The following is a 24,891-nucleotide window of genomic DNA, read 5'->3' as shown; positions in this document are numbered from 1 at the left end:
ACCAAGTAAAGGAGCATTCTGTGACGGAAACGACGCCCGACGACGTCTTCAAACTCGCCAAGGACGAAAACGTCGAATTTGTCGACGTCCGGTTCTGTGACCTGCCCGGCATCATGCAGCACTTCACAATTCCGATTTCGTTCTTCGACGAGAGCGTTTTTGAGGAAGGCCTGGCCTTCGACGGCTCGTCGATTCGCGGATTCCAGTCCATTCACGAATCCGACATGCTGCTCCTCCCCGATCCCGCGACCGCGCAGATCGACCTGTTCCGCGAGGCGAAGACGCTGAACCTCAACTTCTTCGTGCACGACCCGTTCACCCTGGAGCCGTACTCGCGCGACCCGCGGAACATCGCCCGTAAGGCCGAGAACTACCTGATCAGCACGGGCGTGGCGGACACCGCCTACTTCGGCGCCGAGGCCGAGTTCTACATCTTCGACTCGGTGAGCTTCGACTCGCGCACCAACGGCTCGTTCTACGAGATCGACGCGATCGCGGGTTGGTGGAACACCGGTTCGCCGAACGAACTCGACGGCAGCCCGAACCGCGGCTACAAGGTGCGCCCCAAGGGTGGCTACTTCCCCGTCGCCCCGGTCGACCACTACGTCGACCTGCGCGACAAGATGCTGTCCAACCTGATCACGGCCGGCTTCAGCCTGGAGAAGGGCCACCACGAGGTGGGCACCGGCGGTCAGGCCGAGATCAACTACAAGTTCAACACGCTGCTGCACGCGGCCGACGACATGATGCTGTACAAGTACATCGTCAAGAACACGGCCTGGCAGCACGGCAAGACCGTCACGTTCATGCCCAAGCCGCTGTTCGGTGACAACGGCTCCGGCATGCACACCCACCAGTCGCTGTGGAAGGACGGCAGCCCGCTGATGTACGACGAGACCGGCTACGCCGGCCTGTCGGACACCGCCCGCCACTACATCGGCGGCCTGCTGCACCACGCGCCGTCGCTGCTGGCGTTCACCAACCCCACGGTGAACTCCTACAAGCGTCTGGTGCCCGGCTACGAGGCCCCGATCAACCTGGTCTACAGCCAGCGCAACCGGTCGGCGTGTGTCCGCATCCCGATCACCGGGACCAACCCCAAGGCCAAGCGGCTCGAATTCCGTTGCCCCGACTCGTCGGGCAACCCGTACCTGGCGTTCTCGGCCATGCTGATGGCCGGCCTGGACGGAATCAAGAACAAGATCGAGCCGCAGGCGCCGGTCGACAAGGACCTCTACGAGCTGCCGCCCGAGGAGGCCGCCAACATTCCGCAGGCTCCCACGCAGCTGTCCGCGGTGATCGACCGGCTGGAAGAAGACCACGAATACCTCACCGAGGGTGGCGTGTTCACGCCCGACCTCATCGAGACGTGGATCAGCTTCAAGCGGGAAAACGAGATCCTGCCGGTCCAAATCCGGCCGCACCCTTACGAATTCGCGCTGTACTACGACGTGTAGGCCAGCCGGCGCAAACCTGCCGGGACGCGCCTGATCTGGTCACCGCGTCGGCAGTAGATCCGGTGAAATCCACCCGCTCGGCGATCACAGCACCGATCGCCGGGCGGGTGGACTCATCGACGTCCGCCCTTGCTGCGCAACGTCATCCGTCAGCGGCGTCTGCTGCGGCGAGCAACGCCCTGCCCAGCTTGCGAGCTTCGGCCGGCGCGATGATCGGGGTATCGGGACAGTCGATGACGACCTGGCACTCGGCGCGCCCGTCAACGTATTGCCGCCCGACGACGGAGACCACGATATCGGTCGGTGACCCCTGGCCGGGGTAGTTGATGCTCCACTCCGGGCCGTCGAACACCCGGAAGGCCGCCCCGGCGGTGTCCCATTCGTCGACCATGGTGGCGCTGGTCGGCGGTGCAAGGTTGGGTTTCATGGCTAGATCGTCGCCGCGATTCCGCGCGCGGGCGTGAGTAGTGCGCTACTCCACTTGTATGGCGAGGGCCGGCTGACGAAACCACCCGCGTGGAGATTGCCGCGCGGGTGGTTTCGCATTTTGCCGCCTCGGCTGTTATCCGCGGCGCGCGCAGTCCTGGTCGGCGGGCGCTGACGGCCACGCGCACGCGTCGATGTCCGTTGTGCCGCCGAAGTAGCCCCCGCCGGTGAAGGCCCCGAAAGCGTTGCCATTCCTCGCGGTATACGTGGCCCCGCCGCCGCCCGGTCCGGCATCGGCGCTATCGACGATCAGCGTCCAGTTCATGCTCAACAGCGCGGTCTTGTAGGCGCGCATCACGTCGGTCGGGGACCCGTTGACGAAGAAGTGCACATGAATGCCGCCGTCGCGAAGGGCATCGGGGCCGTCGGTTCTGGTGGTCACCGGCGTCGGGATCAGCGACCGCAAATACGCGACGGCGGCGGTCGCGGTCGAGCGCGAGGCGAGGCTGGTGACCGTCGTGGCGTGTGGCCCGCGCGTGGTGGTCGCGAAGCCCGCATACGGTGAACCACCGCACCCCGCCGTCACCACTGCGATGGTGGCCGCCGCAGCGCAAACAGTGGGGCGCATGTCCACTCCGTTCGGGGTGAGGATCCCCGAAACATAGGTGATGGTCGGCCGCGCGAGCGTGCCTTGGGCGCCGATTAGGTGCCGGCGGGCGTCGAATTAGGTGTCGTCAGCCGTCGAGCGCGAGGTCTTTGCGGAAGCGTTGCATGCCGTCGATCTTGTCGTCCAGGCTGGCGTCGGGCCCGGCGTAGAACATCCACGGCATGGTGATGATGCCGGTGATGCCGGCGTCCTCGGCGCGCCGATAATCGGCGGTGGTGAACGCATCGGTCAGCGGTGTCAGAATGGTGAAATCGTGCATGCCCAAACCGTTTTCGGCGCGCATCTGGCGTAGCCGCCCGACCGCGTCGATGGCCCGCTCGGTCTTGATCAAATCGCCGATCCAGCCGTCGTTGCGGGCGGCGCGGCGCAGCGCGATATCGGACAGGCCGCCGACATACACCGGTATCGGCGGCGGAGTGGGTTGCATCTCCAGCCGCGGCGCTTGATAGAACTCGCCCTCGAACTGCGTCCAGCCCGGCGACCACAGCGCCCGCATCAGCTCGATGATCTCGTCGGTCCGCTTGCCGCGCCCCTCGAATCGTTCACCCATCAAAGCGAATTCCTCGCGGCACCAACCCACGCCGATGCCCAGCTCCACCCGGCCGGACGCCAGCACCGCCGCGGTGCCGATCGCTTTGGCCGCCGAGTACGGGTTTCGCATCGCGGGGATGTAGACGGTGTTGACGAACCGCAACCGCGTGGTGACCTGGGCCAGCGCGCCGACGAGCACCCAGGGATCGGGCCAGTCGGTGAACGGCTGCCAGCGCCGTTCGCCGTCCCTGGTGTACGGGTACGGGGTGTTCAGGGTCTCCAGATTGACGACGTGGTCGGGGATGCCGATCCCGTCGTAGCCGAGCTCGTCGGCCGCTTTGGCGAGCTCGATGATCTCGCGGGTATTCAGGAAAGCGCTGCTGATGTAGAACTTCACTGCGTCTCCTGCGCCCAGGCCGGCTCGATGAAGACGCCGTCGGCCTCGACAGTGACGCCCTCGGCATCCGAAATCGTGCCGCGCGCAAAGACTTTGCGCCCCTCCTTGCCGTCGACCCAGGCCTCACAGCGAAGCGGGCCCAGCGGGGTGCCGCGCAGATATTTCACGGTGATGGTGCCGGTGAACCGCGCCTTGGACAGCCCCTCGCTGGCCGCCTCGCCGAGCATGTGGTCGAGCACCAGCGCGCTGACGCCGCCGTGCACCAGTTTGGGCGGACCCTCGTAGGCCGAGCCGAGGATGAACTCGCTCCAGCAGCGCCCGTCGCTCTCGTGGTGCACGACGATCGGCGGCGCGATGGGGTTGCACACACCGATCGCGGCGTTGCCCAGCGGCAGCGGGCGGCCGTCGACGCGGTAGCTCACCCCGATCGGGCGGGTGCGTTGCCGCAACGACGCGGTGACGGCCTCGATCGCCCGCGTGGCTCCGGCGACGACGTCATCGTCGGCCTGGGTCCGGACGGTGGCGTCGACGAGCTCGCGGACCGCATCGGCCAGCGGAGCGTACAGCGCGGTCACCCGATCGGCCTCCGCCGCGCTGAGCACCTCGAAAATGGCGTCCAACGCGCCGGCCTCCTGACTCAACTTCCAAACACCTTGCGCACGACGGCTTTTGCGCGTCGCGTCACCCGTAAATAGTTGTCCAAGAACTCCCCGCCCTCATCGGTCGGCCAGCCCGCGGCCACGGCGACCGCGTTGAGCTGGCGCCCCGGCCCGGGCAGCTGATCGGTGGGCTTACCGCGGACCAGCACCAGCGCGTTGCGGGCCCGGGTGGCGGTCAGCCAGGCCTGCCGTAACAGCTCCACCTCGTCGGCGGGCATTAAACCGGCCGCGGCGATCGCGTCCAGACACTGCAGCGTCGACGTGTTGTGCAGCGCCGGAATCTCGTGGGCGTGCCGCAGTTGCAGCAGCTGCACGGTCCATTCGATGTCGGCCAGTCCCCCACGGCCCAGCTTGGTGTGCGTGTTGGGATCGGCACCGCGCGGCAACCGCTCGGAATCGACGCGGGCCTTGATCCGCCGGATCTCCTGCATCGCCTCACTGGACACCCCGCCGGGTGGATACCGCGTCTTGTCGGCCATCAGCAGGAACCGCTGCCCCAGCTCCGCGTCGCCGGCAACCGAGTGCGCACGCAGCAGCGCCTGGATTTCCCACGGCTGCGCCCACTGCTCGTAATAGGCGGCGTAGGACGCCAGGGTGCGCACCAGTGGACCCTGACGGCCCTCCGGCCGCAGATTGGCGTCAACTTCCAGCGGCGGGTCGACGCTGGGCGTGCCCAGCAGGGCCCGCACCTGCTCGGCGACGCCCGTCGCCCACCGCACCGCCGCGGAATCCTCGACGCCGGGCGCCGGTTCGCAGACGAACATCACGTCGGCGTCGGACCCGTAGCCCAGCTCCGCACCGCCCAGCCGGCCCATGCCGATAACGGAGATGGCCGCCGGCGCCTTGCCGTTCTCGGGCAGGTTGACCCGGATCATCGCGTCCAGCGAGGCCTGCAGCACCGCCACCCACACCGAGGTCAGCGCCGCGCAGACCTCGGTGACCTCGAGCATGCCGAGCAGGTCGGCGGACGCGATGCGGGCCAGCTCACGACGCCGCAACGTGCGCGCAGCGGCGATCGCCCGCACCGGGTCGGAGTGACGGCCGGCCGCCGCGACCAGCGCGCGGGCCACCGCGGCGGGTTCGATGGTGAGTAATTTGGGGCCGGACGGCCCGTCGCCGTAGTCCTGAATCACCCGCGGCGCGCGCATCAGCAGGTCCGGCACGTACGCCGAGGTGCCCAGCACATGCATGAGCCGACGGGCCACCGCGGGCTTGTCACGCAGCGTGGACAGGTACCAGCTTTCCCCGGCCAGCGCCTCGGACAGCCGGCGGTAGGCCAGCAGACCACCGTCAGGGTCCGGCGTGTACGACATCCAGTTCAGCAGCCTGGGCAGCAGCACCGACTGCACCCGGCCGCGCCGGCCACTCTGGTTGACCAGGGCCGACATGTGCTTCAGCGCGGTCTGCGGACCCTCGTAGCCCAACGCCGCGAGCTGCCGTTCGGCGGCTTCGGAGGTCATGCCGCGGGTCATCTCCAGCCCGGGGGGGCCGATCGATTCCAGCAGCGGCTGATAGAAGAGTTTGGCGTGCAGCTGGGACACCCGCAGGTTTTGGTGCCGCAGCTCCTCGCGCAGCACCCCGGCCGCGTCGTGGCGTCCGTCCGGCCGGATGTGGGCGGCCCGCGCCAGCCAGCGCACCGCCTCCTCGTCGTCGGCCTCGGGCAGCATGTGGGTGCGCTTGAGCCGCTGCAACTGCAGCCGGTGCTCGAGCAGCCGGAGGAACTCGTAGGAGGCGGTGAGGTTGGCCGCGTCCTCGCGGCCGATGTAGCCGCCCTGGCCCAGCGCGGCCAGCGCGTCCACCGTCGACGCCACGTGCAGCGAGTCGTCGCCGCGGCCGTGCACCAGCTGCAGGAGCTGCACGGCGAATTCCACGTCGCGCAATCCGCCGCTGCCGAGCTTGATCTCGCGGCCGCGGACCTCGGCGGGCACCAGCTGCTCGACCCGGCGGCGCATGGCCTGGACCTCGACCACGAAGTCTTCACGCTCGCAGGCGACCCAGACCATCGGCATCAGCGCGTCCAGGTAGCGCTGCCCGAGTTCCGCGTCACCCACCGCCGCACGGGCTTTGAGCAGCGCCTGGAACTCCCACGTCTTCGCCCAACGCTGGTAGTAGGCGATGTGCGACTCGACGGTGCGGACCAGTTCGCCGCTGCGTCCCTCCGGCCGCAGGCCGGCATCGACCTGAAAGAAGGCCTCGGAGGCCAGCCGCATCATCTCGCTGGCCACCCGGGTGGTGACCGTGTCGGCCTGCTCGCCGACGAAGATCACGTCGACGTCGCTGACGTAGTTCAGTTCGCGCGCACCACATTTGCCCATCGCGATGACCGCCAGCCGCGGCGGCGTCCGGTCGCCGCAGACGGTCTTCTCGGCCACCCGCAGCGCGGCGGCCAGTGCGGCGTCGGCCAGGTCCGACAGGTGGGCCCCCACCACGGGGAACGGCACCACCGGTTCGTCCTCCACGGTCGCGGCCAGATCCAGCGCCGCCAGCACCAGCAGCCGGTCGCGGTACAGGGTGCGAAGTCGCACCATGGCCGAGCCCGGCGCCGCCAGCGCCTCGTCGACGCATCGGGCGAACATGTCGCACAGCTCGTCGCGGGTGGGCAGTTTTACGTTGCCGCGCAAGAGTTTCCAGGACTCCGGCTGGGCGATCAGGTGATCGCCCAGGGCCAGCGACGAGCCGAGCACACCGAACAGCCGGCCGCGCAGCGGGCGTTCGGCGAGCAGGGCGGCGTTGAGTTGATCCCACTCGGCGTCGGGATTCTCCGACAGCCGGACCAGGGCGAGCAGCGCGGCGTCGGGATCCGCCGCGCGCGACAGCGACCAGAGCAGGTCGACGTGGGCCTGGTCGTCGTGCTCGTACCAACCCAGTTGCGCCATGCGTTCGGCCGCTTGCGGATCGACCAACCCGAGCCGGCCGACGCTGGGCAGCCTGGGGCGCTGCGTGGCGGGTTTGGTCACGACCACGACCGTAGCGCAAGCCGCCGCTCTTCAGCCCGATCGGCGCTCGATACTGGCTACAGCGACAGGTAGGTGCTCAGCTCGTAGGGGGTGACGTGGCTGCGGTAGTTGGCCCACTCCGTGCGCTTGTTGCGCAGGAAGAAGTCAAAGACGTGCTCCCCCAGGGTTTCCGCGACCAGCTCGGAGGCCTCCATGGCGCGAAGCGCGCTGTCCAGGCTGGTCGGCAGCTCGCGATATCCCATCGCGATGCGTTCCTCGGCGGTCAGGTCCCACACGTTGTCCTCGGCCTGCGGCCCCAGCACGTAGCCCTTCTCCACCCCGCGCAGCCCGGCGGCCAGCAGCACCGCGAAGGTCAGGTACGGGTTGCATGCCGAGTCGGGGCTGCGGACCTCCACCCGACGTGACGACGTCTTGTGCGGCGTGTACATGGGCACCCGCACCAGCGCGGACCGGTTGGCCGCACCCCACGACGCCGCGGTGGGCGCCTCGCCGCCGCCGACCAGTCGCTTGTAGGAGTTCACCCATTGATTGGTGACGGCGCTGATCTCCGAGGCGTGCTCGAGGATCCCGGCGATGAAGGACTTGCCCACATCGGAGAGCTGCAGCGGGTCGTCGGGGCTGTGGAACGCGTTGACGTCGCCCTCGAACAGGCTCATGTGGGTGTGCATCGCGGAGCCGGGGTGCTGCCCGAACGGCTTGGGCATGAAGGTCGCGCGAGCGCCGTTGTCGATTGCGACCTCCTTGATGACGTAGCGGAACGTCATCACGTTGTCGGCCATCGACAGCGCGTCGGCGAAGCGCAGGTCGATCTCCTGCTGGCCGGGCGCGCCCTCGTGGTGGCTGAACTCCACCGAGATGCCCATGAATTCGAGGGCTTCGATCGCGTGGCGGCGGAAGTTCGAGGCGGAGTCGTGCACGGCCTGGTCGAAGTAGCCGGCGTTGTCGACGGGGACCGGCGGCGTCCCGTCGTCCGGACCCGGCTTGAGCAGGAAGAATTCGATCTCGGGGTGCACGTAGCAGGAGAAGCCCAGGTCGTTGGCCTTCTGCAGCTGGCGGCGCAGCACGTGCCGCGGGTCCGCCCACGACGGCGATCCGTCCGGCATGGTGATGTCGCAGAACATCCGCGCCGAGTGGTGGTGGCCGTTGGCAGAGGCCCACGGCAGCACCTGAAAGGTGGACGGGTCGGGGTTGGCCACGGTGTCGGATTCGGAGACCCGCGAGAAGCCCTCGATCGAGGAGCCGTCGAAGCCGATGCCCTCCTCGAAGGCGCCCTCGAGCTCGGCTGGGGCGATGGCGACCGACTTGAGGAAACCGAGCACATCGGTAAACCACAGCCGAACGAAGCGGATGTCTCGTTCCTCGAGCGTGCGGAGGACGAATTCCTTCTGTCGATCCATAATCCGAACAGTAGGCAACGGCTGTTAACGCTGTGTTACCGATGCCCGCTCAGAAGCGTTGCGAAGCTTGCCGGGCGCTGGTCAGGACTGGCAGTCGGCACCCCGAATGCGGTTGGGCGCTACGGAAGCTCGCCTTGATGGCCCGGACAGTAGACGTCCACCGATGCGGTGACGAATTTGACGGCGGTGCGGGTGACGCGATCAGAAACTATGCGTAAGGACGGATTTTCCGTGTACGCCCTGTTCATTTCCTCGTTCACGGCGTCCTGGACCGAGGACCCGTGATCGAGTTCGCCACAAATCTCACGGGCTCGATAGACGAGCCCCGGCACGTTGTCGGTGGCCGGAATCTGTTGCTGGGCGAGCAACGCCACGAATTGCGCGTCCTGACTCGGGTCGGCCCCCGCGCCGCCGGCGCAGATAACTGGGGCGGCAAGCAGCATCGAAGTGTTGACCAGAGCCTCTGCGAGGCGGGCGATTCGGACGCGCACGGTGGAATTTTCGTTTCTTTGTGTCACCTGCTCGGCAGATCTCATCTATTGGATACCGAGCGGTAACAGCGGAGGTAGCTGGCGCCTGCAATGATCGACATCATAACCGGTCGTCGTCGTCGATCACCACAGCGCTTTCGCGCGAACCCGCAGCTGAGCGGCATCGCGCGACGGCGGCATCGGGGCGCGCCCCTTCAGGTGACGGCGTGTGCGGTGATCGCCGCGTTGCTGAGCACGCCCCCGATCGTGGCCGGCACTGCACAGCTGCCGGCGGCTCGCGCATTCAGCGCCCACGGCATAGTGTCCACCGCGTTGGTCAAGCCGGCTCCGGTAGGCGAGCTCACGCCCGATCCGCCCCAGATCCCGCCACCACCAACGGTTAAGCCGCTCGAGCCGCCTGTCGCGGCGCCCCCACCCCGGGCGGAGCAACCGCAGTCCCCGCCGCGGCAACAAGCACCCGCACCGCAACAGGACGCACCACCGCCTGCACCACCGCCTGCACCGCCGCCTCCGGCCCAGCCTCCACCGCGGGGCCATGTCCAGCTCTCACCGTGAGCCAAAGCCGGGTGAAAAAGCTATGACTCGCATCGCTCCGCGGGCGGGGGCCGGTGCTGATCAGGACTGGCAGCGGTAGCCGGCCGGCGGCGGCGCGCCGGCGACGAGATAGCGGACGACGGCGGTGTCCACGCATTGGTGGCCGTTGAACACCGCGGTGTGCTGCGTCCCGTCGTAGGTGATCAGCGGGCCGCCCAACTGGCGGGCCAGGTTCACGCCGGCCTGATACGGCGTGGCCGGGTCGTGCGTGGTGGACACGACGACGACCTTGCCGGGCGCCATGGACGGGGCGGCGTGCGGCGCCGACGTGGCCGGTACCGGCCACAGCGCGCACAAATCGCGGGGAGCGTTTCCGGTGAACTGCCCGTAGCTGAGGAAGGGTGCGGCCTGGCGGATCCGCTGATCGGCGCTCACCCAGCTGGCCTGGTCGGTCGGATTCGGCGCGTCGACGCAACGGATCGCGTTGAACGCATCCTGGTCGTTGGAGTAGTGCCCGTTCTTGTCGCGCCCCTCGTAGTCGTCGGCGAGCAGCAGCAGGTCGCCGGCGTCGGTGCCGCGCGCCAAGCCGAGCAGGCCGCTGGTCAGGTACTTCCAGTGCGCCGGTGTGTAGAGCGCGTTGATGGTGCCGGTGGTCGCGTCGGCGTAGCTCAGGCCGCGTGGGTCCGCGGTACGGCCCGGTTTGGTCGCCAGGGGGTTCACCAGCGCGTGGTACCGGTTGACGAATTGGGTCGGGTCGGTGCCCAGCGGGCAGCCCGGCGAGCGGGCGCAGTCGGTGGCGTAGTCGTTGAAAGCGGTTTGGAATCCCGCCATTTGGTTGACGTTCTCGTCGATCGGGTCGACGGTCGGGTCGATGGCGCCGTCGAGCACCATCGCGCGCACGTGGTTGCTGAACTTCTCCAGATAGGCGGTGCCCAACTCGGTGCCGTAGCTGTAGCCCAGGTAATTGATCTGGTCGTCGCCCAACGCTTGGCGTACGGCATCCATGTCCCGGGCGACCGAAGCCGTGCCGGCGTTCGCCAGAAACGCCGCGCCCATCCGGTTGACGCACTGCTGGGCCAGCTGCCGGTAGAGCTGCTCGATGTGCGCCACCCCGCCGGGGCTGTAGTCGACCATCGGCTCACGCCGGTACGCGTCGAACTCCGCGTCGGTGCGGCAGCGCAGGGCGGGTGTCGAGTGACCGACTCCCCTGGGGTCGAAGCCGACCAGGTCGAAGTTGCGCCGGATCGGGGAGTTCTCCAGTTGCGGGGCCATCGCCGCCACCATGTCGACCGCCGAGCCGCCGGGACCGCCGGGGTTGACCAGAAGGGATCCGATCCGTTGTCCCGTCGCGGGTACCCGGATCACCGCGAGCCGGGCCTGCGCGCCGCCCGGGTTGTTGTAGTCGACCGGCACCGACACGGTGGTGCACAGCGCGGCGGGGATATCGCTTGTGTCACCGACGAATTGGCCGCAGCTTCCCCAGCCCTGCGGCACCGCGGCCGACGGTGGATTCGGGCCCGGTGTCTGCCCGGCGCCGGGTTCCGGTGTGGCGACGGCTTCGTACGGCGCGACGACGCATGGACCACCGAGCAGCAGCACGAACGAAAACAGCGCCGAGCTCAGCGATCTCAGGCGCGACATGGCTGTCATCGTTGCAGCCCCGGGTACCCGTGACAGCGCGAAACGGTTACGCCTTGGTCTCGGCTGCCGTCTGCACCCAACGCGCAACCGGCTCGAAAAAACGACGAAAGTTTCGCGGCGAGTTCAGGTTCGGTTCAGCGCGAGTGCCGGGCTAGCACTTGGCGCCCTCGGGCGGGATGGACCCGCTGACCAGATACGCCGTGATGTAGTTGTCGATGCAGCCGTCGCCCTGGAAGACCACGGTGTGCTGGGTGCCGTCGTAGGTGAGCAGCGAGCTGCGCAGCTCGTTGGCCAGATCGACGCCGGCCTTGTACGGGGTCGCCGGATCGTGGGTCGTCGACACCACCACCGTGGGCGCCAGGCCGGGCGCGGAAATGGTGTGCGGCTTGCTGGTCGGCGGCACCGGCCAGAACGCGCAGGTGCCCAGTGGGGCGTTACCGGTGAACTGCCCGTAGCTCATGAACGGCGCGAGCTCGCGGGAGCGCCGGTCTTCGTCAACCACCTTGGCGCGGTCGGTGATCGGCGGCTGGTCGACGCAGTTGACCGCCACCCGCGCGTCGGTGGCGTTGCTGTAGTGGCCGTGCGAGTCGCGGCGCATGTACATGTCGGCCAGGGCGAGCAGGGTGTCGCCGTGGTGGTCGACGAGTTCGGACAGACCATCGGTCAGGTGATGCCACAGGTTCGGCGAGTACAGCGCCATGATGGTGCCGATGATCGCGTCGGAGTAGCCCAGCCCGCGTGGGTCGTTCGTCGGGACCGGCCGGCCGACCATGGGGTTGTTCGGGTCGACCAACGGGTCGACCAGGCTGTGGTAGACGTCCACCGCTTTGGCCGGGTCGGTGCCCAGCGGGCAGGTTGGTTGCTTCGCGCAGTCCGCGGCATAGTCGTTGAACGCGTCCTGAAATCCCTTGGCCTGGCGCAGGTCGGCTTCGATCTGATCGGCGTTCGGGTCGACTGCGCCGTCGAGAATCATCGCCCGCACGTTGTGCGGGAACGCCTCGGCATACGCGGAGCCGATACGGGTGCCATAGGAGTAGCCGAGGTAGGTCAGCTTCTCGTCACCGAGCGCCGCGCGAATGGCGTCGAGATCGCGTGCGACGTTGACGGTCCCGACATTGGCCAGGAAGTCTTTGCCCATCTTGTCGACGCAGCGGCCGACGAACTGTTTGGTTTCGTCCTCCATGTGGGCCACCCCCGCCGGGCTGTAGTCGACGTTGGGCTCCGTGCGCAACCGGTCGTTGTCGGCGTCGGAGTTGCACCAGACCGCCGGGCGTGACGCCCCCACCCCGCGGGGGTCGAAGCCGACGAGGTCGAATCGTTCGCGGACCTTCTTGGGCAACGACTGGACGACACCTAATGCCGCTTCGATGCCGGACTCTCCCGGGCCGCCGGGGTTGATCACCAGCGAGCCGATCTTGTCTCCGGTCGCGGGGAAACGAATCATGGCCAGCGTTGCCACGTCGCCGTCGAGGTGGTTGTAGTCGACCGGGACGGCCAGTTTGCCGCACAATGCGCCGGCCGGAAGTTTGACCTTCGGGTTCGCGGCCCGGCACGGCGTCCATTCGACGGCCTGGCCCAGCTTCGGCCCCGACATGACGGCGCGCCCGACCACCACGCGGACACAGCCCGCCGCAAGCAGCGCGACGGCAGCCATCGACGTCCAGATCAGCAGCGTGCGCGCGATCTTGGCGCGACGAGACAGGCTCATGCCCACCTATGCTGCCAGAGGAAACCTGAGATCCTGATTAGCGGCACCGCCACCGGACCTACCGCGCGAGCGCGAGCAGCTCTTCCATCGCCACCGGGAACTCGTCGGCAATATCCCACAAGTCCGGCAGCAGATCCGGGCAGGAAAGCAGGCCGATGTCGAGTTTGCCCCGCAGCGACATTGCGGTGATGTTGAGTCCCGAGCCGTGAAATATCGGCCCCAACGGATACATCGATTTGACTTCGCAGCCCAGCATGTACAGCGGAACCTGCGGTCCCGGCACGTTGGAGACCACCAAATTGTGTACCGGCATGCTGTCGGTGAATCGGGTTCTGGCATAGAGCCGCATCGCGATGCCGAAAACCGCCGGCGCGGCGAATTGCGTCCAATCCTGCAGCAACGACGCGCCGATAGCTGAACTGTGTTCTTTGGCAACCGAATTCGCCCGGGCGATGGCTTTCAGGCGTACCACCGGATCGCTGATTTGGGTATGCAGACTGGAAAACATCGCCGACACCTGATTGCGGCCCGGCCGGTCGGATTTGCCGTGCACCGAAACCGGCACCGACGCCACCAGTGACGAATCCGGCAATTCGTTTCGGTCGGTCAGGTATTGGCGAAGCACCCCGGAGACCAATGCCATCACCACGTCGTTGACTTTGACGCCGAAATGGTCCTTCACCGCTTTGATGTCGTCGATATCCAATTCGGCATAGGCGACGTTGCGACGGTCACTGATCCGGGCGTTGAACACGGTTGCCGGCGCCGCAAACGGGCGGGCCATGGTCAGGCCGTCGCGGGCCCGTCGCACCGTGGCGAGCACCGACGAGACGGTGTCGGGTACCACGTTGGCCAGGTGCAGGGGCCGGGCCGCGAAGCGGACCAGCCCGCCGGCCGCGATCTGCCACCCATGAGCCCCGCCGACGCCCTCGGCCGGTTCCGGGGCCGGGGCGTCGGCCTCGGTCGCACACAGCTGCGACATCAGGTTGGCGCCGGTCACCCCGTCGACGCCGGCGTGGTGCACCTTGGTCATCACCGCCAGCCGCCCGTCCCGGTGGCAATCCGTGCCGGCCACGCCCTCGATGACCCACATCTCCCATAGCGGCCGGCCGCGGTCCAGCGGCCTCTCGGCGATGTGGCCGCAGATCTCGGAGAGCTCGAACCGCCCTCCCGGCGCCGGGAGCGCGATGCGGTGCAGGTGGCGATCGATATTGAATTCCTCGTCGTCCACCCAGACCGGGTGGTCGAGATTCAGCGGACTGTTGGCGAGCCTTTCGCGGAACGCCGGAATCGCCTTGATGCGCAGCGCCAAGGCGTCGCGCAGCCGGTCGAACGTGTAACCGCCCGGCACCGTCGACGTGTCCAGCTCGACGATCGAACACACATGCAGGGGCTGTGACGACGTCTCCAGGTACAAGAAGCTGGCGTCCAGCCCGCTCAGCCGCTGCATGCGCGAATGGTATGTCTCACACCACCGCGGCGGTGCAACTGCGCAAAAGAAATGGCAGAATCGGGTAGTCAAACGAACCCGGGGACCAGTCAGGACGAATCCTGGCGGCCACGAGGATCGAACCGACCACCATTAGGGACAATGATGTCTGAGCACAACGTTTACGGTGTCAACTCCCCCGCGCAGCCCGAAAAGCCGCGGACCAAGATCCGCATCCATCACCTGCAGAAGATGAAGGCCGAAGGCCACAAGTGGGCCATGCTGACGGCCTACGACTATTCGACCGCCCGCATTTTCGACGAGGCCGGCATCCCGGTGCTGCTGGTCGGCGACTCGGCGGCCAACGTGGTGTACGGCTATGACACCACCGTGCCCGTCTCGATCGACGAGTTGATTCCGCTGGTGCGCGGCGTGGTCCGGGGCGCCCCGCACGCGCTGGTCGTCGCCGACCTGCCGTTCGGCAGCTACGAGGCCGGGCCGGCCGCCGCGCTGGCCGCCGCCACCCGGTTCATGAAGGAGGGCGGCGCACACGCGGTCAAGCTCGAGGGCGGCGAGCGGGTCGCCGAGCAGATCGCCTGCCTGACCGCCGCCGGCATCCCGGTGATGGCGCACATCGGGTTCACCCCGCAAAGTGTCAACGGCCTGGGCGGGTTCCGGGTGCAGGGCCGCGGTGACGCCGCTGAGCAGACGGTGCACGACGCGATCGCCGTGGCCGAGGCCGGCGCGTTCTCCGTCGTCATGGAGATGGTGCCGGCCGAATTGGCCACCCAGATCACCGGCAAGCTGACCATCCCCACCGTCGGGATCGGGGCCGGACCCAACTGCGACGCCCAGGTCCTGGTCTGGCAGGACATGGCCGGTATGAGCAGCGGTAAGGCCGCCCGCTTCGTCAAGCGGTTCGCCGACATCGGCACGGAATTGCGCCGGGCCGCAACGCAATATGCGCAAGAGGTGGCCGGCGGGGCGTTCCCCGCCGACGAGCACTGCTTCTGATCCACCGCCGATCGACCCCGCTATTTGCGCGCTAAGGCCGTCCGTCTGCGCGTCGCACCTGGTTGACGACGTTATTGCCGTCACCGCGAAACCGCTGAAAAGCGTTGCGGTACAGGGCTGTACGATTGCTCGCAGAGACTAACTCTGACGAGCAGGGGTGGACCACATCGACCGGGGGAATCGCGGTGACTTGGTGCACCGTCGAGCGGTGTTGGCCTTACCGCTGCTACTGGCGGGAGGCATGGCGCTGGCCCACACACCACGCGCGTCCGCGGAACCACCGCCTCGCACCTCGCCGCAGGCAAGCCGGTGGTCGCCCGAGCGCGCCAACCGCTGGTATCAGGCGCAGGGCTGGCCGGTCGGCGCGAACTACATCACCTCCAACGCCATCAATCAGCTGGAGATGTTCCAGCGTGAAACCTTCGACCCCCGGCGCATCGACACCGAATTGGGCTGGGCGCGCACCAACGGGTTCAACGCGATCCGGGTCTTCCTGCACGATCAGCTCTGGGCCCAGGACTCTCGCGGGTTCCAGGGCCGTCTGGCCCAGTTCGTCGACATCGCCGCCCGCCGCGGCATCAAACCGCTGTTCGTCCTGTTCGATTCGTGCTGGGATCCGTTTCCCCAGGCCGGTCCGCAGCGCGCGCCGCGGCCCGGCATCCACAACTCCGGCTGGGTGCAAAGCCCGGGGGCGGCGCGCCTCGACGATCGCGGCTACCTGCCCACCATGCGCGGCTACGTCACGGGAGTCCTGACGCAGTTCCGCACGGACGATCGCATCCTGGGCTGGGACCTGTGGAACGAGCCCGACAACCCCGCGAACGCCTACGCCTCGGTCGAGCGCAGAGACAAGGTTGATCTTGTCGCCCAGCTGCTGCCCCAGGTGTTCGAGTGGGCGCGGCTGGTTGACCCTTGCCAGCCGTTGACCAGCGGGGTCTGGCACGGCGAGTGGGTCGACCCGGGTAGCCGCAGCGTCATCAGCGGCATCCAGCTGGACAACTCCGACGTGATCACGTTTCACTCCTACGCCGAGCCGGCGGAGTTCGAAAGCCGCATCGCGGAACTGGTTCCGCTGGGCCGCCCCATTCTGTGCACCGAGTACATGGCCCGGCCGCTGGGCAGCACGGTGCAAAGCATCCTGCCGATCGCCAAGCGTGCCGGCGTCGGCGCGTTCAACTGGGGACTGGTCGCCGGCAAGACGCAGACCTACTTCCCGTGGGATTCCTGGGATCAGCCGAACCCCGACCCCGCGATGCCGCAGGAATGGTTTCACGACCTGCTGGGCCCTGACGGGCGGCCGTTCCGCGACACCGAGATCCAGACGATCCTGCAACTGAGTGACCTGGCGATGCACCTGCAACCGCCGCCACCACCGCCGGGCTGAGGCGACCGGTCAGCGGCACCGATCCTGGAAGTCGGTCAGCGGCTGGCGAATGCCCTCCAGGTCGGCATGGGTCTGCGGGTTGGCATCCATGTATTGCTTCAGCTGCGCGCGCATATCGTCACGGGGCTGCCCCTTCAAGCTGGTGAAGTACGCGTTGACGTCCGGGTGCGTGAACAGATACGCCGAGGTCGCCGCGGCAACGCCGGACGATACCTGGGCAAGGTCGGCCGCCGTGCAATTCGGTTGCGACGACGGTGCCGGTTCCGGATCGTCCATCGGCCAGTCCGCGGCTGCCGAACCCGCCGTCGCGAAAAGCGTTGCCAGACTGACCGCGCCGGCCGCCATTGCGCCGGCAACGACTCGGGCTGCCGGGCGAATAAAAGACACCATGGAAACGCTCCTTCGTCGGGCATCCGCAACCGCGGCCGTTATCCCTACCGCAAACCATAAAAGGTTTCTTCGCCGCGCATGCGCTAATCAGCCGGCAAAGAAATTTGAGGCATTCTTCGATCTCGACCCGCACGTCGGGCCGCGACGGCAGAATGCTTGTGGTGGCAGGAAGGAGGCCGCAGATGAATCGGCGCCGCTGGTTTGCCGCAGTGCTGGTGTTCGCGGGCTTTGCCGCGACTCCGGGAATCCTCGTCGTGGTGCACTCCGCCGATCGCGCGGAGGCGACCGTGTGTGTGGGCGGGGGCCGGCGCATCTCGGTCAGCGGATGCACCAACATTGCGGACAACATCGAACGCTATGTCCCGCCGCCGGCCGCTTATGCGCCGCTGCCGGAGGACGACGCGCCGCCTCCTCCCCCGCCGCCCTAGCGGCGGCCGCGACGGGCGCCGCACTCACCGGCGCCGATCCGCGGCGGTCTGGCCACTTCGGTATGGCAGGCTATGGGTGCCCATTCCCCCCGTCCATCGTGTTCACGGCCGCGGTGCCGCGCCCAACGCGCCCGCCCGGCCCTCAGTGGAGCCGAAGATGCCTGCAAAAGCGTCGCAACCCTCGCGTCATCTCGAGGTCGAGCGCAAGTTCGACGTGAGCGAATCCACCGTGTCACCCTCGTTCGAAGGGATCGCCGCGGTTGCCCACGTCGAGAAGTCGCCGACGCAAACCCTCGATGCGACGTACTTCGACACGCCCATCCACGATTTGGCGCGCAACAAGATCACCCTGCGCCGCCGTACCGGGGGCTCCGACGCGGGATGGCATTTGAAGCTGCCGGCCGGTCCCGACGCCCGAACCGAGGTCCGCCTTCCGCTGGACGCATCGGGCGGAAACGATTCGGTGCCCGAGGAGTTGACGGACGTGGTGCTGGCAATTGTCCGCGACCGTCCGCTGCAGCCCGTCGCGCGAATCACCACTCAGCGCGAGAGCCAGGTCCTGTACGACGCCGCGGGCACCGCGCTGGCCGAGTTCAGCAACGACCATGTCACGGCGTGGTCCACGCGGGGATCCGAGGACACCGACTCGGCGCCGACCGAACAGGAATGGCGCGAGTGGGAATTGGAGCTCCTCGAGGCGAGTGGGCTGGCCAACGGCACGGCCGGGGTGGAGCTGCTGAACCGGTTGACCAATCGGCTGCTGGACGCCGGGGCCGCGCCGGCGGGGCACGGCTCCAAGCTGGCCCGGGTGCTGGCCACCACGCCCTCGCCCAACGGCGCTGCGCCGTCCGACGATCCGCTGCAGCGCGCGATCGCCGAGCAAGTTCGCGAGCTTGTGGTGTGGGATCGCGCGGTGCGCGCCGACGCCTACGACGCCATTCACCAGATGCGGGTGACCACCCGCAAGCTGCGCAGCCTGCTGCGCGATTACCAGGACTCGTTCGGGCTGCCCGAGGAAGGGTGGGTCTTAGACGAGTTGCGTGAGCTCGCCGGAATCCTGGGTGTGGCCCGCGACGCCGAGGTGCTCGCCGAGCGATACGAACACGATTTGGACAGCCTCGCACCGGAATTGGTGCGAGGGCCGGTGCGCGAACGTCTGGTCGGGGGCGCTCGGCGGCGCTACCAGACCGGGCTGCGGCGGTCATTGATCGCCATGCGCTCGCAGCGGTACTTCCGCCTGCTGGACTCCCTCGACCTGATAGTGGCCCAAACCCCTGGCGCCGCCACGGCCCAGGAACCGGCGCCGGTGACCATCGATGCCGCCTACAAGAAGGTCCGCAAGGCGCAGCGGGCCGCCGCCCAGGTCGACCGCGAGCACCCGGACGACCCACACCAACGCGACGAGGCGATACACCGGATCCGCAAGCGGGCCAAGCGACTTCGCTACACCGCCTCCGCCACCGGCGCGGCGAAGGTGTCCGAACGGGCCAAGGCGGTCCAGTCGTTGCTCGGCGATCACCAAGACAGCGTCGTCAGCCGCGAGCATCTGCGGCAGGAGGCCGAAACCGCGCACGCCGCCGGCGAGGACACCTTCACCTACGGGCTGCTGTATCAGCGGGAGGCCGACCTGGCCGAGCGCTGCCGCGACCAACTCGACGACGCCCTGCGCAAACTCGCCAAGGCGGTCCGCAACGCGGGGCATTAGAACTGACGGCATCGGTTGCACCACCCGATGAACGCGGCGAGCTGACCAGGTGAATCTTTGGATTTTCGGTGTGAGTAACCGCGCGGGCGTAGGCTCCCAATCGACGAATCGGCCACGCAGCAAACACGAACGTCACCGAGGGGGCCGGCAGGTGGGACTCGACATCGGTCGTTGGGTGAGAGCCAGCGCGGCGCGGACCTGTATGCCCAACATCGACACCACGGACGCCGAATTTTGACGGGGTAGCCGTGGACTTCTGGGCTCCTCCCGAGATCACTTCAGCGCTGATTCATTCAGGGCCGGGGCCCGGGTCGTTGCTCACCGCCGCCGACGCCTGGCGGCAGCTGGCGATCGAGCTGGGGCAAACGGCCGCCAACTACGCCGCCATCGTGGCCGCCATTCCCTGGCAGGGACCATCGGCGACGGCGATGACCGCATCCACGCTGCCCTACGTCGCGTGGATGCACACCACCTCTCTGCAGGCCACTCACATGTCGGTGGCGGCGGACGCCATGGTCAGCGCGTTTGCCGTCACCCAGGCGGCCGTGGTGCATCCGAGCGTGGTCACTGCCAACCGCACGCTGCTGGCCCATCTGATCGCGACAAACATCTTCGGCGTCAACTTCCCCGCCATCGCCGCCACCGAGGCCCAATACCTGCAGATGTGGGCGGCTAACACGACGGCCATGCTCGGCTATCAGGCGACCAGCCTGCAGACCATGGCGATGCCGACGTTCGCGCCCCCATCGCCGATGACCAACCAGAACGCACCCGCGGTTCAGACGGCCGCGGTGGCCAGGGCGGCAGCCACGCCTGCAGCCGCTGCCGATCCCCCGGCCCTCAACCTTCCCACGGATCCGTTCTTCTCCAACCCCACCATCTCGGCCTTACTTAACCAGGTGGGCCAATTCGTCTCGAGCGGGTTCCCGTTCAACGCCCTCAGCGTGTTCACCGGAGGTCATGACCTCTTCCCCGGCCAGTTCCCAGACGTTCTGGCCCCCACTCCCCGCAACCTCGCTATCGCGTACAACCTCACCGGCCCCGAGGCCGTGGGAGGGGCTCCCAACTTCTACGCTCCCGCAGCGGCCGCCGCCGAGACCAGTGCAATGGAAACTTCCGTCACCGCTTCGCTGGGCAGCGGAATGTACGTCGGTAACCTGGTGGTCCCGCCTTCGGCGGTCACCTCCCCGATTCAGCTGGCGGCCGCAGAGGCGCCGTTGGTGGCAACAGCAGCCGACGGCACTCCACTGATCCCGATGTTCGTCCCGCCGATGCCACCGGGAGCGCGCAAGGCCCAGCGGGATAAGCCCGACGAGAAGGGCTATGGACCGCCCATCCCCGGCACCATCATGCGGCCGCCTCCGTCAGGCGGATGAGCGAAGGCCCGCCGCGCGGGTTCCTCAGCGCCGCAAGCAGAATGAGTATTGCCGGGATCAGGCACGTCACCGAGCTAGACTTCCCATAGCCGGTTCTTTTGTTTCACAGCCGATCTATGTCGTCCGGGGATCGGGAAGGACGGACTGATGAAGCGGTCAGTAATGGGCGTGGCGGCGCTGGCCGCCGTGGGACTGGCACCCCTCTGCGTTCCGGCGGCGCAAGCGCAGGCCGACGATCCATGCGCAAGCATCACCGATCCGGCTGCCTACCAGGCTTGCATCGACAAACGCGATAACCCCATGCACAGATACCAAGGTAATTGCGATGCATTCCCCCTGTACGGGCAGGAGGGCCAGCTTTGTCGGGACTTTTGGGTCCGAAAGTCCGCACCCCCGGAATCAGTCCTTTTCGCGTAACCGGCCCTCCACTGCCGCATTGCGGACGGAGGTATCAGCCGGATGCGTGGGCGCCACGCTGAAGGCGGACGAGTTGGCCTGTAAGCCGGATTCTGTTCCCCGCCGCCGCGCATGAGCAACGGCGGCGGGGCGGCGACCATCCATCTGGACACACCGTCACCGGGTGCCTCGAGCGGCCTACCCGCAGGCTCGGGCGAGCAGCCCTCGAACGCCTGCGCGGCCACACCTTGCGGTGCGGCCTTCTTGGCCTTGCTTCGGGTGGGGTTTGCCTAGCCACCCCGGTCACCCGGGATGCTGGTGCGCTCTTACCGCACCGTTTCACCCTTACCACCGCGAGGGTGGCGGTCTGTTTTCTGTGGCACTTTCCCGCGAGTCACCTCGGATTGCCGTTAGCAATCACCCTGCTCTGTGAAGTCCGGACTTTCCTCGAACCGCTTGCGACGGTCCGCGGCCGCCCGGCCAACTCGTCCGCGACGATCCACGGTACTACCTGCGACATGCCGGGGCCAGCAACGATGGCTCGCGCGGCTCTATCGTGGACCTGATGGAGCAGTGGCAAAAGCGTGTCGACCGCGGCGATTGGGATGCCATCGCCGCCGCTGTCGACGAGTACGGGGGCGCGCTGCTGCCCCGGCTGGTCACGCCCACGGAAGCGGCCCGGCTGCGCAAGCTCTACGCCGACGACGACCTGTTTCGGTCGACCATCGACATGGCGCCCAAACGCTACGGCGCCGGCCAATACCGCTATTTTCACGCGCCCTACCCCGACCCGATCGAACCGCTCAAGCAGGCCCTCTATCCCCGGTTGCTGCCGATAGCGCGTGACTGGTGGGGCAAGCTCGGCCGGGACGCACCGTGGCCGGACAGCCTCGACGATTGGCTGGCGACCTGTCATGCCGCCGGCCAGAGCCGATCCACTGCCCTGATGCTGAAATACGGGGCGGGCGACTGGAACGCGTTGCATCGGGATCTGTACGGGGACTTGGTCTTCCCGCTACAGGTTGTCATCAACTTGAGCAACCCCGACACCGACTACACCGGCGGCGAATTCTTGCTCGTCGAACAACGGCTGCGTGCCCAATCCCGAGGCATGGCAACACAACTGCCGCAGGGTTACGGGTACGTTTTCACTACCCGGGAACGACCGGTGCCCTCGGCCCGGGGTTGGTCCGCGGCGCCGGTGCGCCACGGCGTCTCGGTCGTCCGCTCCGGCGAGCGCTACGCGATGGGGCTGATCTTTCACGACGCGGCGTAGCCGTTGCTAGCCGGTTCGCCGCAAGACCATCAGGTTGTCGGCCGTCGTTGCGACTTCCCCGTTCGGACCGACCATTTCGCGCTCGACGGCCTCGGTTCGCAGCCGCGTCCAGCGCGGCGGGTCCAGCCGCAGCGAAGCGAGTACCTCCTCGACACCGGCGAAGTGGTGATCGTGATGCTCCGCCCACGGCGGAGGCGCTCCATGGTCGACGATCAGCAGCACACCGCCACGGTTCACCCGCTCGGCCGCGCGTTGCAGCACCCCGTCGCGCTCCAGTCGCGCCGGTGAGTGCAGATACTGCGCGGAGACCAGGTCGAAGGTCCCTTCGGGAAAGCTCTCGTTGAGATCGTGTCGTTGAAAGTCGATGTGTGCAAGCAAGTTCCGCGCCGACGCCGCGTCGGTGGCGCGCCGCAGCGCGGTGGCCGAGATATCGACGGCCACCACCTCCCAGCCGCGCTCGGCCAACCACAGCGCGTCGGCCCCTTCCCCGCAGCCCAGGTCGAGGGCCCGGCCCACCGGCAGGCCGGCGGCCACCTCGGCCAGCCGGGGATTGACCCGTCCGCTCCACACCCGCTCCATCGATCGGTAGCGCTCCTCCCAGAACCGCTGGGCGTCATCAGTTTTGCACGAATTGTCCACGTCGCAAGCTTGCCTACCCGGCACTTCTTTTGCCAAGCTGAATTGCCATGCAGGCAAAAACCACGCCCGACATCGACCTCCTGGTGCGCCGGCGACTGCGTGAACTGCGCGTGCAGCGCGGCCTGACGCTGCACGAGGTCGGCGAGCGCGCCGGCATCGACGTGTCCACGCTCAGCCGGCTGGAATCCGGAAAACGCCGGCTCGCATTGGATCACCTGCCGCGGCTTGCCCGGGCCTTGTCGGTCAGCACCGACGACCTGTTGCAGACGCCGCCGACGCCCGATCCGCGGGTGCGTGGCACCGCACACACCCACCACGGTGTGACCTATTGGCCGCTGACCCGTCAGGGCCCGGCCGGTGGCCTGCACGCGTTCAAGATCCGGGTCAGCGCGCGGCGCCGCACGCCGCCCGCCGAGCTGCCGGTGCACGAGGGCCAGGACTGGATGTATGTGCTGTCCGGCCGGCTGCGGCTCATCCTGGGCGACCGTGACTTCGCCATCGATCCGGGCCAAGCCGTCGAGTTCTCGACGTGGACGCCGCACTGGTTCGGCGTGCTGGACGGGCCGGTGGAGGCCATCGTGATCTTCGGACCCCACGGCGAGCGGCTCCACCTGCACAGTTGATCAGCGCTGTGGCTCAACGGCCTTTTCGCCCGCGGCCTTCGCGTTCGGCCGGCGCGGCGTTAGCGTGGCGTGGTGGATCGGGTTTGGGAATACGCCGTGGCGGCGCCGCGCATCGCGCCCGGTGTCGTCTCGATGGTCGGATACCGGGCGCTCGACGTTCCCGACGGCGTCCACCGCGGCATGCCGTCCTCGGCGTTGACCTTCATCGTCAGCCGCGACGACGGGGTGGAAGCCGGTGACACCGCCGACGCGCTCGCGGTCGCCCGACCCAATCCGCTTCTCCTCGCCGGCCTGCACGTGCAGGCGAGTCACGTGCGGCAACGGCGCGGCCAGGCCGGCGTGCAGCTGGCGGTGCATCCGCTCGCAGCCCGTGCGCTGTTCGGCGTACCGAGCGCCGAGCTCCTCACCGCCGACTACGACGCGACGGCCGTATTGGGCCGTGGCGCCGTCGAACTGCACGATCGGCTGACCGAACCTCACGGGTGGCCCGACGCGTTCGCGCTGGTGGCCGAATACCTCATCGATGCACGACGACGGCGGGACGGCGTCACCGTGCGTCCCGACCTCGCGTATGCCTGGCAGCTGCTGGAGCGCAGCCAGGGCATGGCACCGGTCGCCGGCCTGGCCGAAGCGGTCGGCCTGACGACGCGGCACCTGACGACGTTGTTTCGCCGGGAGGTCGGTCACTCACCGAAGACGGTGGCGATGCTCATGCGATTCCAGAACGCGACGGCGCAGATCGCCGAGTCGGCACGCCGGTACGGCCGCGTCGATCTTGCACGAGTCGCGACCGCCACCGGCTACTCCGACCAGGCGCATCTGACCCGCGAATTCGGCCGGTTCGCCGGTGTGCCGCCACGACAGTGGCTGGCCGAAGAGTTCCGAAACATTCAAGACGGCGGCCACTCGTTCAACGCAGACTGGGAGCATGACCGCTTCGAATCCGACCGTCTGGTTGACATTGCAGGCCCATGACGCACCCAAGCTGATCGATTACTACGTCGACACGTTCGGCTTCGCCCTCGCAGCGCGCTACGGGCAAGGCGAAATCGTGGATCATGCGCAACTGAACTGGCCACACGGATACGGCGGCATCATGCTGGGTAGTTACAAGCCCGGCGCCCAATGGTGCCGCGAACCCGGCACCGCCGGCGGATACATCGTCACGTCCGATCGCGACGCGCTCTACGAACGGGTCCTGCAACACAAGGCCGACGTCGTGCGCCCTCTCGCCGAAACCGATTATGGCGCACTTGAATTCACCGTTCGCGATCCGGAAGGTAACCTGTGGTCCTTTGGCGACTACCGCGGCGAAGCACTGCCGGCGTGACGCTGTGGTCCACCGTCGGCGGCGACGCCTTGAACC

23 protein-coding genes and 1 other RNA gene are annotated in these 24,891 nt (G+C 67.7%); 10 read left to right on the top strand and 14 right to left on the bottom strand.

Annotated elements, in window-relative coordinates:
- Positions 1-20 precede the first annotated feature (20 nt).
- On the top strand, positions 21-1,457 hold the full coding sequence (glnA, locus tag ACIUM1_RS25240) for a type I glutamate--ammonia ligase (RefSeq protein WP_406815198.1): 1,437 nt from the start codon (positions 21-23) through the stop codon (positions 1,455-1,457).
- 142 nt (positions 1,458-1,599) lie between these two features.
- Here glnA (ACIUM1_RS25240) and ACIUM1_RS25235 read toward each other — a convergent pair whose 3' ends face one another.
- The 11 genes from ACIUM1_RS25235 to ACIUM1_RS25185 form a co-directional block, all read right to left on the bottom strand.
- Complete coding sequence (locus ACIUM1_RS25235; RefSeq protein WP_406815197.1) at positions 1,600-1,884, bottom strand: hypothetical protein; 285 nt, start codon at positions 1,882-1,884, stop codon at positions 1,600-1,602.
- 135 nt (positions 1,885-2,019) lie between these two features.
- A complete protein-coding gene (locus tag ACIUM1_RS25230) occupies positions 2,020-2,511 on the bottom strand; it encodes a hypothetical protein (protein ID WP_406815196.1) in 492 nt (163 codons plus the stop codon).
- 106 nt (positions 2,512-2,617) lie between these two features.
- Entirely contained in the window at positions 2,618-3,478 is an 861-nt protein-coding gene (locus tag ACIUM1_RS25225; protein ID WP_406815195.1) for a TIGR03619 family F420-dependent LLM class oxidoreductase, read from the bottom strand.
- The gene (locus ACIUM1_RS25220; RefSeq protein WP_406815194.1) at positions 3,475-4,119 is read right to left on the bottom strand and encodes a PaaI family thioesterase; all 645 of its coding nucleotides are present in this window, start codon (positions 4,117-4,119) and stop codon (positions 3,475-3,477) included. Before ACIUM1_RS25220 ends, ACIUM1_RS25225 begins: the two co-directional genes overlap by 4 nt.
- Positions 4,116-7,100 carry a bifunctional [glutamine synthetase] adenylyltransferase/[glutamine synthetase]-adenylyl-L-tyrosine phosphorylase gene (locus ACIUM1_RS25215; protein ID WP_406815193.1) on the bottom strand — a complete coding sequence of 995 codons (2,985 nt, stop codon included), beginning with the start codon at positions 7,098-7,100 and terminating at the stop codon, positions 4,116-4,118. Before ACIUM1_RS25215 ends, ACIUM1_RS25220 begins: the two co-directional genes overlap by 4 nt.
- 50 nt (positions 7,101-7,150) lie before the next feature.
- Positions 7,151-8,491, bottom strand: a complete 1,341-nt coding sequence (gene glnA / locus ACIUM1_RS25210; RefSeq protein ID WP_406815192.1) for a type I glutamate--ammonia ligase — start codon at positions 8,489-8,491, stop codon at positions 7,151-7,153.
- Positions 8,492-8,610: 119 nt separating this feature from the next.
- Positions 8,611-9,027 (bottom strand): DUF732 domain-containing protein, encoded by a 417-nt coding sequence (locus tag ACIUM1_RS25205; RefSeq protein WP_406815191.1) that lies wholly within the window; start codon positions 9,025-9,027, stop codon positions 8,611-8,613.
- A 149-nt stretch (positions 9,028-9,176) separates the two neighbouring features.
- Positions 9,177-9,326: a hypothetical protein gene (locus ACIUM1_RS25200; RefSeq protein WP_406815190.1), complete on the bottom strand. Its 150-nt coding sequence runs from the start codon at positions 9,324-9,326 to the stop codon at positions 9,177-9,179.
- Positions 9,327-9,597: 271 nt separating this feature from the next.
- Entirely contained in the window at positions 9,598-11,166 is a 1,569-nt protein-coding gene (locus ACIUM1_RS25195) for an alpha/beta hydrolase (protein ID WP_406815189.1), read from the bottom strand.
- A 142-nt stretch (positions 11,167-11,308) separates the two neighbouring features.
- Positions 11,309-12,871, bottom strand: a complete 1,563-nt coding sequence (locus ACIUM1_RS25190; RefSeq protein WP_406815188.1) for an alpha/beta hydrolase — start codon at positions 12,869-12,871, stop codon at positions 11,309-11,311.
- Positions 12,872-12,923: 52 nt separating this feature from the next.
- Positions 12,924-14,315, bottom strand: coding sequence for a WS/DGAT/MGAT family O-acyltransferase (locus ACIUM1_RS25185; RefSeq protein WP_406815186.1), 1,392 nt, complete (start codon positions 14,313-14,315; stop codon positions 12,924-12,926).
- Positions 14,316-14,459: 144 nt separating this feature from the next.
- On the opposite strand from ACIUM1_RS25185, the gene panB reads away from it, so the two are divergent.
- Entirely contained in the window at positions 14,460-15,308 is an 849-nt protein-coding gene (panB, locus tag ACIUM1_RS25180) for a 3-methyl-2-oxobutanoate hydroxymethyltransferase (protein WP_406815185.1), read from the top strand.
- Positions 15,309-15,501: 193 nt separating this feature from the next.
- The gene (locus ACIUM1_RS25175; RefSeq protein ID WP_406815184.1) at positions 15,502-16,692 is read left to right on the top strand and encodes a 1,4-beta-xylanase; all 1,191 of its coding nucleotides are present in this window, start codon (positions 15,502-15,504) and stop codon (positions 16,690-16,692) included.
- A 9-nt stretch (positions 16,693-16,701) separates the two neighbouring features.
- Here ACIUM1_RS25175 and ACIUM1_RS25170 read toward each other — a convergent pair whose 3' ends face one another.
- A complete protein-coding gene (locus tag ACIUM1_RS25170; protein ID WP_406815183.1) occupies positions 16,702-17,082 on the bottom strand; it encodes a heme-binding protein in 381 nt (126 codons plus the stop codon).
- A gap of 182 nt (positions 17,083-17,264) precedes the next feature.
- Between ACIUM1_RS25170 and ACIUM1_RS25165 the strand changes: the two genes are divergently transcribed.
- From ACIUM1_RS25165 to ACIUM1_RS25155, 3 genes are all read left to right on the top strand, one after another.
- On the top strand, positions 17,265-17,510 hold the full coding sequence (locus tag ACIUM1_RS25165) for a hypothetical protein (protein ID WP_406815182.1): 246 nt from the start codon (positions 17,265-17,267) through the stop codon (positions 17,508-17,510).
- Between the two features lie 157 nt (positions 17,511-17,667).
- Positions 17,668-19,215 carry a CHAD domain-containing protein gene (locus ACIUM1_RS25160; protein ID WP_406815181.1) on the top strand — a complete coding sequence of 516 codons (1,548 nt, stop codon included), beginning with the start codon at positions 17,668-17,670 and terminating at the stop codon, positions 19,213-19,215.
- A 248-nt stretch (positions 19,216-19,463) separates the two neighbouring features.
- Positions 19,464-20,591 carry a PPE family protein gene (locus tag ACIUM1_RS25155; RefSeq protein WP_406815180.1) on the top strand — a complete coding sequence of 376 codons (1,128 nt, stop codon included), beginning with the start codon at positions 19,464-19,466 and terminating at the stop codon, positions 20,589-20,591.
- 482 nt (positions 20,592-21,073) lie between these two features.
- Here ACIUM1_RS25155 and rnpB read toward each other — a convergent pair.
- Positions 21,074-21,475, bottom strand: an RNA gene (gene rnpB, locus ACIUM1_RS25150) — RNase P RNA component class A.
- Positions 21,476-21,552: 77 nt separating this feature from the next.
- On the opposite strand from rnpB, the gene ACIUM1_RS25145 reads away from it, so the two are divergent.
- Positions 21,553-22,263 carry a 2OG-Fe(II) oxygenase gene (locus ACIUM1_RS25145; protein ID WP_406815179.1) on the top strand — a complete coding sequence of 237 codons (711 nt, stop codon included), beginning with the start codon at positions 21,553-21,555 and terminating at the stop codon, positions 22,261-22,263.
- A gap of 6 nt (positions 22,264-22,269) precedes the next feature.
- Here ACIUM1_RS25145 and ACIUM1_RS25140 read toward each other — a convergent pair whose 3' ends face one another.
- Complete coding sequence (locus tag ACIUM1_RS25140) at positions 22,270-22,842, bottom strand: class I SAM-dependent methyltransferase (RefSeq protein ID WP_406817858.1); 573 nt, start codon at positions 22,840-22,842, stop codon at positions 22,270-22,272.
- 107 nt (positions 22,843-22,949) lie between these two features.
- On the opposite strand from ACIUM1_RS25140, the gene ACIUM1_RS25135 reads away from it, so the two are divergent.
- The 3 genes from ACIUM1_RS25135 to ACIUM1_RS25125 all read left to right on the top strand — a co-directional run bounded on the left by ACIUM1_RS25135 (position 22,950) and on the right by ACIUM1_RS25125 (position 24,855).
- A complete protein-coding gene (locus ACIUM1_RS25135) occupies positions 22,950-23,525 on the top strand; it encodes a helix-turn-helix domain-containing protein (RefSeq protein ID WP_406815178.1) in 576 nt (191 codons plus the stop codon).
- A 132-nt stretch (positions 23,526-23,657) separates the two neighbouring features.
- On the top strand, positions 23,658-24,500 hold the full coding sequence (locus ACIUM1_RS25130) for a helix-turn-helix domain-containing protein (protein ID WP_406817857.1): 843 nt from the start codon (positions 23,658-23,660) through the stop codon (positions 24,498-24,500).
- Positions 24,454-24,855, top strand: coding sequence for a VOC family protein (locus tag ACIUM1_RS25125; RefSeq protein WP_406815177.1), 402 nt, complete (start codon positions 24,454-24,456; stop codon positions 24,853-24,855). The genes ACIUM1_RS25130 and ACIUM1_RS25125 overlap by 47 nt, the downstream gene beginning before the upstream one ends.
- Positions 24,856-24,891: the final 36 nt, after the last annotated feature.

Origin of the sequence: Mycobacterium sp. M23085 (assembly GCF_045343915.1) — a bacterium.
In the GTDB taxonomy this organism is placed as follows: Bacteria; Actinomycetota; Actinomycetes; order Mycobacteriales; family Mycobacteriaceae; genus Mycobacterium.
The sequence above is the reverse complement of the archived record's forward strand: the minus strand, read 5'-3'. Positions and strand labels throughout refer to the sequence as shown.

Excerpts from the sequence above, each read along its gene's own strand:
- ACIUM1_RS25195 (WP_406815189.1), bottom strand. The coding sequence starts at position 11,166 with ATGACAGCCATGTCGCGCCTGAGATCGCTGAGCTCGGCGCTGTTTTCG.
- ACIUM1_RS25140 (WP_406817858.1), bottom strand. The coding sequence starts at position 22,842 with ATGGAGCGGGTGTGGAGCGGACGGGTCAATCCCCGGCTGGCCGAGGTG.
- panB (WP_406815185.1), top strand. The coding sequence starts at position 14,460 with ATGTCTGAGCACAACGTTTACGGTGTCAACTCCCCCGCGCAGCCCGAA.
- glnA (WP_406815192.1), bottom strand. The coding sequence starts at position 8,491 with ATGGATCGACAGAAGGAATTCGTCCTCCGCACGCTCGAGGAACGAGAC.
- ACIUM1_RS25235 (WP_406815197.1), bottom strand. The coding sequence starts at position 1,884 with ATGAAACCCAACCTTGCACCGCCGACCAGCGCCACCATGGTCGACGAA.
- ACIUM1_RS25135 (WP_406815178.1), top strand. The coding sequence starts at position 22,950 with ATGCAGGCAAAAACCACGCCCGACATCGACCTCCTGGTGCGCCGGCGA.
- ACIUM1_RS25145 (WP_406815179.1), top strand. The coding sequence starts at position 21,553 with ATGGAGCAGTGGCAAAAGCGTGTCGACCGCGGCGATTGGGATGCCATC.
- ACIUM1_RS25125 (WP_406815177.1), top strand. The coding sequence starts at position 24,454 with ATGACCGCTTCGAATCCGACCGTCTGGTTGACATTGCAGGCCCATGAC.
- ACIUM1_RS25130 (WP_406817857.1), top strand. The coding sequence starts at position 23,658 with ATGGTCGGATACCGGGCGCTCGACGTTCCCGACGGCGTCCACCGCGGC.
- ACIUM1_RS25185 (WP_406815186.1), bottom strand. The coding sequence starts at position 14,315 with ATGCAGCGGCTGAGCGGGCTGGACGCCAGCTTCTTGTACCTGGAGACG.
- ACIUM1_RS25160 (WP_406815181.1), top strand. The coding sequence starts at position 17,668 with ATGCCTGCAAAAGCGTCGCAACCCTCGCGTCATCTCGAGGTCGAGCGC.
- ACIUM1_RS25205 (WP_406815191.1), bottom strand. The coding sequence starts at position 9,027 with ATGAGATCTGCCGAGCAGGTGACACAAAGAAACGAAAATTCCACCGTG.
- ACIUM1_RS25170 (WP_406815183.1), bottom strand. The coding sequence starts at position 17,082 with ATGGTGTCTTTTATTCGCCCGGCAGCCCGAGTCGTTGCCGGCGCAATG.
- ACIUM1_RS25165 (WP_406815182.1), top strand. The coding sequence starts at position 17,265 with ATGAATCGGCGCCGCTGGTTTGCCGCAGTGCTGGTGTTCGCGGGCTTT.
- ACIUM1_RS25230 (WP_406815196.1), bottom strand. The coding sequence starts at position 2,511 with ATGCGCCCCACTGTTTGCGCTGCGGCGGCCACCATCGCAGTGGTGACG.